The following is a 12,083-nucleotide window of genomic DNA, read 5'->3' as shown; positions in this document are numbered from 1 at the left end:
AAATGGACTGGTGTCTCTATAAATATCGCCACCTCGTTGAAAACGTATTTGCGCGACTGAAACATTTTAGAGCTATTGCCACCCGATATGACAAACTAAAACGCAATTTTGAAGGTGCTATCGCCCTGGCTTGTGCATTTATATGGTTACCGATGTGAAACGGCAACAGCCCCTAATGAAACCCAGCTTAGAAGCGGATATGTTTTGTCACCCTGAGAGTATTTGTTGAATGTAAAGAACTCGTTTATTTCAAAGTATCTGCCGGGTTTCGCGTTGCTCTACCCAGCCTACGGCCATCGGCTTGTAATAGAATAAATATCATATGAAAAAAGCAAATTTTTCTCAACTAAATCACAAAACCTTTAAGCCTTCTGAATTTATGAAAGCTAGACGACCAGAACAATTTTCTGATTCACAAGTAAATTCAGAACCACTTATTCCAAAAGAACAATTTGATTATCATCTTGCAACGATGACAGAGCGTTGCCAAGAAAAGGATTTTGAGAATTTTTGCAGATTACTAGCACAAAAAGAAATTTGTCCGAATTTGACAATACAAACAGGTTCTACTGGCGGCGGCGACAGCAAAGCTGATACTGAAACCTATCCTGTTTCTGATGAAATTTCCTTAAAATGGTATGAATGTATTGATAGAAAGGCCGCAAATGAACGCTGGGCTTTTGCTATTAGTGTTCAAAAAACATGGAAGACAAAAATCAAAGGTGATGTTGAGAAAATTGTTTTAACAAACAGAGGTTATAAACGTATTTATTTTATGTCTAATCAGGCGATTCGTGATAAAGATAAATCAAAAATACAAGATGAATTGACAAAAAAATATGGATTACCTGTTTGGATTTTAGATAAGCAATGGATAGTTGACAAGGTATATTCTAATAATCGTTTTGACATTGCAATTTCAACTTTAAATATTTCATACATCGAAAATAAAAAGTTAATTGGATTTAATGATGCGGAAAAACTATCTGACTTAGCAACAGTTGAAAAACAAATTGATGGTTTTGATTCCTATATAAATTCAGGCTATCTATTTGTTGAAGATTGTTTGTATGCTGCTACCTTATCACGAGAATTAGAAAAACCTCAGTTTGAAGTATATGGGCGTTTTGAAAGAGCCAAGCGTGTTGCAGAAGAGTTTGGGGTTAACCAGCAAGTTATTAGAATCACATATCAACATGCTTGGACAGCTTATTGGTGGTTTAATGATTTTAAGCTTGCTAATAAACTATATGATGTACTTGAAGCTTTATCCATCAACAGCAATCAGGTGTGGGATTTAGAGAGGTTATGTAATTTATTCACAGTACTTCAAACAGCGACACACACTGAATGTTTAACATCTGACGAGGCAAAATTAGACAGCCGATATAGCGCTCTGCTTAATAAATTGTCTACCATTGCTAATGATAAATCAAGACCCAATACCTCAACTGCTGCCAAGTTTCATATATTGCTTTTAGAATTATCCAAAGCATTTATGGATAATAAGTCACTGTCTAATATATTTTATGAATTGCAACTATTGCTGGATGCAACTCATAATTTAATAGACGTTCCTATTGATCCATTAATAAAAATCATAAAAGAGTTAAATAACTTTATTGACGATAGTAATTTTGACAATTTGTTTGAAAAAATCATTGCGATAAGTTCTACGCAATTAAGTAATGAAGAAAAAGGGAGGCTACTGATTCAAAAAGGATTAAGAAAGCTACAGTCAAATAATGAACATGAAGCAATAAAGCTATTTGCTAGAGCAATAAGCCATTTGTTGCAATATGAACATAGGCATGACTTTATTCAAGCTCAAGCTCTTATTGCAAGCACTTATGAATCAATGGGATTATTTTGGGCAGCTCGTGGCTGTTATGCTATTGCTGTTCATCAAATAAATAAAGACTTTGACGAACATGGCACAATGCCTCAAGTAATGAGCAGTCTATTAAGTCATTTAGTTTGGATTGAAATTAGGCTAGGAAGAGTACCATGTGCACTTATGTGGTTAAACTTTAAAAATATAATTGACTTCCATATACTCGAATTAGTACCAGACCAGAAAAGCAACAGTAATAATGAACTTATAGATACAGTTTTAGGGATACTAATCCTTAAAACAAAATACACTGATTTAGACAATCTATCATTCCTTCCTGACTTACTCGATAGATTAGGTTTGTTTATGTCTGAATTTGCAGCATTATATGCGCTTGGACATGATAAAGTAATTAAAGCAGATTTTAAATTTGAAAATGATTTATATGAGTTTTGTACAAGCTGGCTTAATCAGCCTGCAAACACAGAATTACCAAAATACTCTGTTTGGAATGCAGATAAAATAATTTCGATTAGCTCTTTAGTTTTAGGTGTCAAATTTAATTTTGATTTACCTAATGACAAAGAGTTGCTCCTGTTTGCAGAGTCAATACTATCGGCGATAGAGTGTTTTTTAACAACTGGACTGACTCATAAATGGTTTCCTATTCAAGCTAATGTTAATTGCATATTAAAGACAGACAGCACATTAAGTTCAATTTATTATAAAGAAGTCGAAGATGATTGCGGTGAAATTGCAATACATATTTCAGCTCAGCCCGATATTTTATTTTTATTGCAAGATACAAAAGCCCATAAAGATATTTTCGAGCTTGTAATGAAAATTATTTGTGAGGCTGTAATATATCAAGATGATGATGGTATGAAAGCCATGATAGAAGAAGATTTAGCTTTGGATAGGATGAATCATTTGATTAACTTGCCAACAATTTTAGATAATATATTAGGTTCTCAGCTGAGATATTCTATAAACCAATAGAAGGCTTATGAAAGCGATAGAAAATTTGAGCTTATGAGAGATCAACCCTGGTCAAAAGACCTATATCATTCAAACACGACTTTCAATAAAAATACCTCTGAAATTGAACACAAAGATTCCATTTCTTATTTACAGGCCAAGCACAATAAAATTTGCTCGACTTCTATTATAAATGTGAGACTTTGGGATAAAGCAAAATGGTTTGGAACTCTATATGCATTTATACCTTACTCACCAATTCCGATACTAGGCTTAGGATTCAGAAACGTAACAGAGGGTTTAAAAATCTTTAACGGCTGGAGAAAAAGATTTGGTAATATTGACGCTAATGAAGAAATTAATATCTCCATCATTACAGGCATAGATAAAAATAATCCGCATAATTATAAAGTAATGGTAAGCCATAATATTGATATATTGGGAAATAAAAACTCAACATTACTCATGTGCGTGAACAGATTTCACACGATGACGCCCAATAACTCAATAAACTTAGATAATTTTAAAAAATACTTATCGAGAGGATTAGGTTATTTACTAATTCCTGCACAATATTCTGAAAACTCTCCACCAGAAATGGCAGAACAAAAATATTGGATTAAGAAAAACAAAATTAAGATAATTGAAGCTTGGAAAATAGGAAATCATGACATAGAAGCATCAGCGATTAATGAAAATGATATTCCTATTATTCCAGACAATGTAGCAAATCCCCCTGTATTTGAGATTCTTCATAAACGCGGTAAGGCGTAATAAATGATAAGGCCGTAGGGCGTCAATAGGTGTAGCCGTATTGCGCCGCATGTTGGTCATTAACGTTTCGGCGCGCTACTCTAAAGCTAATGCGCCCTGCGCGGCTGAGTTTTACCATGGATCAACTATTCGACCGCTTTCGTTTACACCAAAGGCAGATATACATCCGTAATCTGTTCGTGTTCGGGCGTTTCAGGCACCCGTTTGATGTAATGAAAAAACAGTGGAAATTCCCGCAATTCCTCTCCGCTTTCCGGCAGCCACTCCCGGTAAAGGTAATAAACACTGTCGCTAATCCGGTCGGTCGAACCGATATGGCGCACCACGGCGCAACGTCCTCCCGGAATCAATTTGTTAATCACCCCTTGCGAGTTTTCCGGCACGGGTTGCTTGACCTCGCCACATACATCGAATCGGAATGATTCAGCGGGCGTGACAGCCGGGTCGTCATACGCGATACCAAACGTCCGACTGCTGGCGATCGGCGACAAGCCGCTCTGCTTGCGCCAGTCTATGAAGCCTCTGACCGACTCCATTACCAGGCTGGGCGGGCCACGGTGCTCCAAGACGGCTATTGTGGTTTCTGAAAATTCGACGATGTTGACGTTCATCTGCGGACTCCTGATTCGTTGGGGTAATAGCATGCGCTCATTCCAAGGCTGCCATGCTGGGTGCTTTCGAAATTGAGTAGGCGTTTGTCCGAAGCATTTTTTGAATGCGCGGGAAAACGATTCCGCATTTAAGAAACCGGCCTCCAATCCAATATCGGTAATGCTGCGCTGCTCCTGAAACACTAGTTGGTAAGAAGCCTTACGCAAACGCAATAACTGGATGTAGCGTGTCGTGCTCAGCCCGGTGTAAGCGGAGAATTGCCGTTGAAAGTGAAAGCGGGAAAAATTGGCCTGTTTGCTCAGTTCATTGACCGACAGCGGCTGGAACAGATGCTTGTCAATGTAATCGAAAATCCTATCGAAGCGCATGGCATAGGCCGCGCTGGCCGTTTTATCGTCCACTTTCATACCTCCTCAATCGAGCGCTACTGTAACAAGCGCAGAATCATCTCGCCTGACTCAACGTGCTCAATTGACCGGAGGCATATCTAAAACAAATTCGCGCACTGCGGCGACGAATTCATCGGCCTGATCGTGCATGATGAAATGGCCGCTGTTGCCGACCACGATATGCCGCGAATGGCTGGACAGACGGGCCATATCATCCTGTTCGGCCAGTTGAATTTCGGCAAGCGCCTTTTCCGCTTCGACATCTTTACCCGCTCTCTCCGCTTCGCGCGCGACAATAGCCAAATCCACCAGATTGCTGGCGGTTAGCACCAATAACGGGAGATTGCCTAAGCTGCGTGGCGGCGGTGTCGTCGGATCAAGTCCTTGGCGCATGACGGCGATTTCATTGACCACCGCATGAGCGGTATCGGTGCGATTTTGTATCGCGGTTTTCGCGGCCAGGATTTCAGCCGGTAGCGGAGATGGCCGGCGGTCGGCATCGGCGATGCCCAGCAGCCTGACGATACCGAGCCGCGACAACGGTTCCGCAATTGCGATTTGCCGGGCTTGTTTCCGATAATCCCAAGCGGCATAAGGATAATGGTGCATGGGGCCTTGTTCGTGCGACGAATCGACTAGAACAATACCCTGTGTCTGTTCGGGAAACCGGTGATAGAAAGCACGCACGTAGATTCCGCCCCGCGAATGGCCAACCAGCACAAACGGCGGGGCAATGCCGGCTTTGTGCAATAAGGCCAGCAGGTTTTCAGCCACCGCTTCCGGCTGGATGGCGGCGGCTATGGGATCGCTCCAGCCCAAGCCTGGGCGGTCGTAGGCGCAAACGCGCATGGTCTGGGCCAGCTTGGCGTGAACCGGATACCAGCTCAACACGTTTTCGCCTAGGCCCGCTTCGAGAACCAACGTTGGCGAACCGGAACCCATGCAATACAGATGAAAATTCGCGCCGTTCACCGCAATCATCTGCCCGGGCGGCGGGAATGCGGCCAGGTCGGCTGCGGTTCTTTTGGCTTGATAAAAGGTGCCCGTTAGCGCGGCGAGACTGCCGATGGTCAAACTTAAGAGCAAGTAGCGCATACGCCGCGATAAAACGAATGTCATGTCAGCCAACGAAAGAATGAATTGCGAACAATGGAACCACCTACATAAAACAGATACGCGGTGCGAATGCATTCACACGCTCCCAATCGGTAAACTCAATCACTAGATTGGAATTGGTAGGCCTGTTAGTCATCCACATGATGCAACGGATGATATGTCTATCTAAGAAACGACAACTTGGATAGTCAATTTTTCCAGCAAAGACCGCCAACTCACAAGGCTGCCACGCGGATTCTTTCAGAAACTTTCTAATATAAGGATTGGTTTCCGGTCGATTTTTATCAGGCTTTCGTGCCGTCAGATTGACCGAAAAAAAAGCGCTGGGTTTGTTGATCAGGATCGCTAAATTTCGGCGCACCCATTCGTATTGTGTTTTTTGCCGATGCAACAAATTCGGCCGAATGACCTGTGACGTTGATTCGTTGACACTGCCTGCATTGGCATAAAAAGACAGACGCGGCTCGGATTTCACTGCGTATTGAACCGCTCCGCACATGCAGCCGCCTTCAAATTCGCTCATGCAATCTCTCGATGTTAGGCGTGGGGAAAAGCAAATGGCGCTGATTTGTATTCCATAAATTCGCTTACTATCTGCTTACCAGAAACTTACAAGCAACAAAAAAGGCCTAGGTCGTTAAACCTAAGCCTTTGATTTGTCTGGTAGCGGGGGCAGGATTTGAACCTACGACCTTCGGGTTATGAGCGCCAACCAATAACAGGCGAACACATCGGGACACGCTGAAACGTCCTATGGATCAAGAGGATAACAGAAATTGCCCGAAGGTCAAGCGTGTTTCGATGCGTTTGGTTTGTGTCTGAATGTGCCCTAATATGTGCCCTGCCTTGCGCCCTCGGGCAAAAAAACCGATGGTCTATAGTGCCAAAAAAAGCCGCCTGCATTACTGCCAGGCGGCTTTTGATCCGGCTAACCGATCAAGTTACGGCATGCCTAGATACATAGCATGGGTAAACCCATAGCCCACATCCACATTCGACCGAACCGGCCCACGGGTTTTACTCGGAGCCACTCGCATCGTTGCGGGTGAATTGTCGAACCGGACATTGACGTCAACCCCGCCTTTCACCGATCCAACAATATTTTTTTGGTAGCCCGGTGCCCGCATGCCTTCGCCGCTGGGTAATTGAACCCCCGAGAAATCAGGCAACAACGAGGCAACCGATTTACCCAAGAACATGGGCACGCTGCCAACCAGTTTTAACAGTGGATCGTTCGAAACCCAGTTACCGATATATTTGAACATATCGATTAGCGGCTGGAAAAAATCCTTGATCCTGCTGAATCCTTCCTTAAGCCGGTTGACGATGCTATCCCAGTTATCAATGATCAACGGTGCCGCGACGATGGCCGCTTGTGCCAGCAACATCAGTGGGTTTAACTTCATGGCCGCCGTTATTGCGCCGATACCGCCAGCCAAACCCCAGGCCGCAACTTTCAAGCCGACAAAGGCGCCGGCCATCTTCGCCGCTGTCATCACCGCCGGCCCATTTTGATCAATAAAGCCGGTGAGATTTTCCGATATACGGTTGACGGAGTCGGCAGCCGCTTTAAGTTCCGGCGCGTACTGGCTGCCGAATTTCGCCATGAAATTTGACCAGGTGCCGCCGGCTGTCTCCACCTTGTTAGTGAGCGTGCCGGCGGAGTTGGCGATTTTGTCCAGCAGACTGCCTTGGTTGGCCATCGCCTGCACTTGCCGGTTATAGCTTTCCAGGGTGATCAGCGCGGCTTTGCTGGCGTGCTCCTTGCCGAACAGGTTTTCCAATTTCGTAAAGCGTAGCTTGCTCGGTAGGTGGTTTATTTTGTCCAGGTCGGCAATCAGCTTTGGAATGCCGGAGAATTTATTCAGCTTGGTGGCCTGGTTGATAATCTCACGAATGCCGGTACCGGCCTCTTCACCTGAAATACCCGTGCTGGTAAAGACCGAGACCAACGGCAGCATTTGGTTTGCCGCCTTTAGGCCTTCTTCACCAGCGACTTTCAACGGGCCAGAGACACGGGACATAGCATATTGCAATTCATCCAGCTTGGTGCCGTTGAACAACACCCTTTGGATAGAATCGGCAAACGGCACCATATCACTGTCGGCAATGTTAAACGCCCGGCTGAGCTTACCCATTGATTCCGCCGCACTGTCATAAGTCACATAGATGTCTTTGCCAACGACGCCAAGGTATGCAGTGGCCCTCAATACGCCATTGGCAATAGAGTCCGCATTCACGCCAAAGGCTTTTAGTGTTGACGACATCGCGTTAAAGTCGGCTGTTGTTCCGGGTAACTGAGTTCCCAGCTTTATCGCTTCCTCGCTGATTTTCTGGAATACCGCCGGGATATTCCCGTTCTTATCCATCAAGGTGTTTTGCAGGTAGACTGCGGAATTCTCTAAATCCATAAACGCTTTGGCTGGTACCGCCATCGACGCGACAAAACCGGCGCCAAGCATCGGCGCACCATTGCCGACAGTTCTTAATTGTCTATGCAATATGTTTAGGTTTTTGGTGATTTGCTTCAAGCCTGGCGACATACGGTCAACCATACTTATCACGGCTTTTAAATCGAAGTCTTTTGACATGATAATTCTCCTGTCAGCTACTGGACGGAATACAAGCGGCCGTTCCGTTCGTGTTGGGTTTTAAACCAAGGTGGCGCGTCGCTCGTTGCCGACCGGCAGAACGCTTTGCCTTGATCTTTAAATAACTCGACCGCCCAAAGTTTTACTTCGGGATGAGCGGCTTCAAGTTTCTGCTTAATTTCAGCTAACTGTTTTAGCTTTGGCACGGTTACGCTTTTCACAACATTCTTTTCAAAGGATGTGTCCAGATAGATGCCTTGGCCTTCTTGCTTAAGCTCGCAGCGTGTCAAAAAATGCCCTTCGGCGGTGGTAATGGAAAATCCCATTTTTTTCATAACATAATCCTCGGTTAACGCTTAACCATTGGCTAAGCGTGGCTGACATGCCCGCCCTTGCGCGTGATTTAATGTCTTTAGCATTTGTCTGCTCAGCCAATAGTCGCCATAGGTAAAGAATCCGGCTCGCTGCCAGGGTGGCCTGTCAATAACGCCAAAGTGAATTAGCTCGCTTTTGATATGATCGCCAGCGAGTTTGTTGGACTGGCGCATTTAGCTAAAAATCGCTTGGATGCGGCCGTCAATATCGGCAATACATGAAAGCAATCGTTTGTCATCGACAACCAGGGGCAAGGCGCGCAATTCTTCATATATGCCGTTGAGCAGGCCCGTTTTATTGGGCGTTAACGGACCGGCAGACTGTACCCGTTCATGCAGATTATTGACGGCCTGCTGAATGATTAACGGTTTCAACTGCTGTAGTTTTTGTTCCTCGGCTTGAATAGCTGACAACAATTTGCGCCGTCTGCCTTCGATCTCCGTGGCCAGCTCGCTATATTTGCGCTGGGCTTGCGCTAGCTTAAGCGTCGAGTCGGCAACCTCTTTCTCGGCTTGTGCAAGCTGATCGGTTGGCAAATCGCGCAACGCTTTGGATAAACTCTGGATTTTTTCAGCACAAGCCTGTCTGTCGTCCGAGCGTTCTTGCAAATCGTTCTGAAACAGCTCATCGATAATTCGCGATTTTTTCAGGATACTTTCTAAGAATTTCATACTAGCTCTCCATCCATTAATGGCCGGGCTACGACCTAAGCCATAACCCGGTTGCGAGTTGATTACGCTGGGGTTAAATCACCGCCGCGAATTGCTCCTGTTTGCTCGATAGCAAGCGCCAGGCGGCGCTCGGCTTTCACAGTAAGCAAGCCCTTGGTGAAGTTGTCGCCATCGCTATCTGACACTTCAATCCCTACATCCTGCCGATCAAAGATCGACGCAGCGGCTAAGGCATCGAGAACCGCGAAGGTATCGATTGTCACCGAGCTTGTCTCGACGACCGGCACGCCGAACAAAATCTGCTGGAAGCCATTGGCGATATCACTTGAACTGACAGCCGCCGGCGTGGAGGACAACAGATCTAAATCAAACGCTAACCAGTCCGCCGGATTAAGCAATATGGCGCCCGGCGTATAGCCCGCTGAGCGCAAATCTGCTATCACCTTGCGGATTAAGCGATGCTTTGGCAACGGCGTGCCGACCTGTGCGGCGGTGTAGCCGTGCGCGCTGAAATTCCCGGTTTGCAGCAACCCGCTCATATTCGGCGCCACACCGTTACCGTTCACAATTTGTGCATCAACACGGCGTTGAACGCCGTACATCAGGCGGGCGTTGATGTACGCGGCCATGAGGGCGTTATCCGCCGCCAGTTGTTTGCTGACCTTCATAAAGTGCGTGACGATCGATACGGGTTGTTGAACCAGGGTGACAGTTAAGCTGGATTCACTCGAAGATCCCCCTTCCGCGGTCTCTGCAGCAGCATTGGTAAACACGTTCTCACGGCTGTATTCAATCAACGGCGAATCGGTCGGAAAATGCTGGAATAAATCCTCAACGCGCAGCGGCGAAAAGGCCCCCGGCACGATACCGGGGCGACGGTCGACGCCGCCAATATTACCGCTACCGGTTAACGTATTATTCTGAATATCGAATTTCGCCCGCGCCCGGCCCCCGCGCATCATCTCGTTGAAGGCCGCGTTGTTAACGATTTGACCACCCCAACCTTTAGAAAGCCCGCTAAAACTGCCGCCATCGCCACCAGCGACCGCTTTTTGTTGCAGTAACAAAACTGTGTCAGCCAATTCGCGCTGTTTCAATTGAACTGCTTCCAATGCGTTGCTGGTTTCGGTAGAGACCCGATTAGACTCCTGAAGCTCTCTCTGGGCTTTCATTTGGAAGTCGGCCAGTGATTTTTCCACGCCGTCCAGCAGTTTCATAACCGCGTCGGAGCTGCCAACCGTGCCCGCCATCAGCAGGCCAGTGAATAACTGACTGTGATCCAGTGCGGCCAGTCCGGACAGTCCGGACAGTCCGGCGGCGACCTCATGAGGTGCGGCGCCAACATTGAAAGCCAGGACCAGCAGCCCAAAGGAAGCCATGCAAAGGCCGATAAATTTAAAAGTCTTCATAAATATAATTCCTGTAAAAAATGTGTTTAGTTGAGGATCGATTTGGGTATTTTTAAATTTTCCAATCGTTCCATAATTTCGTCGTCGGCGTTGTCGACTGCGGGCCGATTGACCACGTTTTTCAATCTGCTCACAAAGGCGGTTGCTTCACGCTTAGTGAAATGCAAGTCTCGAAGCAGTCGCTCAAAGTCTCGCTCGTTCTCCACTTCATCGAAGTCCGGCTCACTCATGGGCGACATCTTGAAGCGGTGGTCAAAGGGCCGGGATTTGGCTGCCAAGCCAACACGACCTATAACCTCATCGCAAAACCCTAACGCCTTGGCTTCCGCCGCTGACATCCAGGTCTCTTTGCTCATCATGTCGACAATCGCTTGGCGGTCTAAGCCGGTACGCCGCACATAGATGTCGGCGGCGCTGCTTTGGATCTTATCCATCAGGTCCGCCATATCGCGCAGCTCTGCCGCATCGCCATAAGCCCCGCCTTGGGCGTTGTGGATCATCAGGAAAGCATCTTCCGGCATGCTGATCCGGTCAGCGGCCATCAGTATGATCGAGGCCGCGCTGGCCGCCAGGCCGTCGACATGTCCCAATATTTTGGCCGGATGGTTTTTCAGCGCGTTATAAATCGCCAAGCCATCCAACAGGCTGCCGCCAGGTGAATGAATGTTAAGCTCTAGCGTGGTAACGTTACCCAGCGCCCGTAATTCGGCAATGAATTCTGCCGCCGTAATGCCACCAAGCCCAATCTCGTTAAAGATGCTGATTTTGGCGATAGCTGCCGTTAGGTTTTTAATTTGATACCAGTTTTTCATTGGTTGTCTCGCACAAAAGACGACAGAAAGCCGTCGATTAAAATCGTGGTTTAAACAATACGATTGACATGTGCTGTTGCTGCATCTCGCAGCAGAAGGTTTGTCTGATCGCGGCCAGCATCTCACTGGTTCGCTAGCCTTACCGGAATCACTCCGGTAGAGGTTGATGCCAATCTAACACGCAGGATTGCCGATAACAGAAAGATATAGGCAAAATATGCACGATTATCTTTCCTTAATAATATCAATAACATAATGGGCTTTTTCTATTCAAAAAATCCTAAATAANTAGCTGGCTAACGGGTCACGGGTAACGAACCTCATGACTTTTCACCCCCCCCCATTGCTATACCCCCATCCCAAAACTCGCGCGCCTGCAAGAAACTAATTGCTATCGGTCTAGCCTGGGGTTGCGTTTGACTTTCCACCCGCCCCCTTGGACAGCAGCCCAAGATAACGGGACGGATCACCCGTATTTTTTCAACAAGGGGACGGCTACAAGCCGCGTCGTGCGTGGCTTTG

The 12,083-nt window shown here is 46.3% G+C and carries 11 protein-coding genes; 3 read left to right on the top strand and 8 right to left on the bottom strand.

The window, feature by feature from the left end:
* The 3 genes from CWO84_RS09505 to CWO84_RS09495 all read left to right on the top strand — a co-directional run.
* A partial coding sequence (locus tag CWO84_RS09505) for a transposase (protein ID WP_165786296.1) occupies positions 1–158 on the top strand: 158 nt, incomplete at its 5' end.
* Positions 159–322: 164 nt separating this feature from the next.
* Entirely contained in the window at positions 323–2,833 is a 2,511-nt protein-coding gene (locus CWO84_RS09500) for a hypothetical protein (RefSeq protein WP_101052420.1), read from the top strand.
* 33 nt (positions 2,834–2,866) lie between these two features.
* Positions 2,867–3,586 (top strand): hypothetical protein, encoded by a 720-nt coding sequence (locus CWO84_RS09495; protein ID WP_101052419.1) that lies wholly within the window; start codon positions 2,867–2,869, stop codon positions 3,584–3,586.
* A gap of 143 nt (positions 3,587–3,729) precedes the next feature.
* Here the strand turns inward: CWO84_RS09495 and CWO84_RS09490 are convergent, their stop codons facing one another.
* The 8 genes from CWO84_RS09490 to CWO84_RS09450 all read right to left on the bottom strand — a co-directional run bounded on the left by CWO84_RS09490 (position 3,730) and on the right by CWO84_RS09450 (position 11,561).
* Positions 3,730–4,599: an AraC family transcriptional regulator gene (locus CWO84_RS09490; protein WP_225892844.1), complete on the bottom strand. Its 870-nt coding sequence runs from the start codon at positions 4,597–4,599 to the stop codon at positions 3,730–3,732.
* Between the two features lie 66 nt (positions 4,600–4,665).
* Positions 4,666–5,706 carry an alpha/beta hydrolase gene (locus CWO84_RS09485; protein WP_084153415.1) on the bottom strand — a complete coding sequence of 347 codons (1,041 nt, stop codon included), beginning with the start codon at positions 5,704–5,706 and terminating at the stop codon, positions 4,666–4,668.
* A 40-nt stretch (positions 5,707–5,746) separates the two neighbouring features.
* Positions 5,747–6,226 carry a flavodoxin domain-containing protein gene (locus CWO84_RS09480; RefSeq protein WP_051670357.1) on the bottom strand — a complete coding sequence of 160 codons (480 nt, stop codon included), beginning with the start codon at positions 6,224–6,226 and terminating at the stop codon, positions 5,747–5,749.
* A gap of 418 nt (positions 6,227–6,644) precedes the next feature.
* Complete coding sequence (locus tag CWO84_RS09475) at positions 6,645–8,294, bottom strand: phage tail tape measure protein (RefSeq protein ID WP_101052418.1); 1,650 nt, start codon at positions 8,292–8,294, stop codon at positions 6,645–6,647.
* Between the two features lie 17 nt (positions 8,295–8,311).
* A complete protein-coding gene (locus CWO84_RS09470) occupies positions 8,312–8,629 on the bottom strand; it encodes a hypothetical protein (protein ID WP_033158621.1) in 318 nt (105 codons plus the stop codon).
* A 213-nt stretch (positions 8,630–8,842) separates the two neighbouring features.
* Positions 8,843–9,340 (bottom strand): hypothetical protein, encoded by a 498-nt coding sequence (locus CWO84_RS09460; protein WP_033158626.1) that lies wholly within the window; start codon positions 9,338–9,340, stop codon positions 8,843–8,845.
* A gap of 62 nt (positions 9,341–9,402) precedes the next feature.
* Complete coding sequence (locus CWO84_RS09455; protein WP_033158627.1) at positions 9,403–10,749, bottom strand: phage major capsid protein; 1,347 nt, start codon at positions 10,747–10,749, stop codon at positions 9,403–9,405.
* 26 nt (positions 10,750–10,775) lie between these two features.
* Complete coding sequence (locus CWO84_RS09450; protein WP_051670363.1) at positions 10,776–11,561, bottom strand: head maturation protease, ClpP-related; 786 nt, start codon at positions 11,559–11,561, stop codon at positions 10,776–10,778.
* Positions 11,562–12,083 lie beyond the last annotated feature (522 nt).

This window comes from Methylomonas sp. Kb3, from assembly GCF_002834115.1.
GTDB lineage: Bacteria > Pseudomonadota > Gammaproteobacteria > Methylococcales > Methylomonadaceae > Methylomonas > Methylomonas defluvii.
This window is presented reverse-complemented; position numbering and strand designations above follow the sequence as displayed.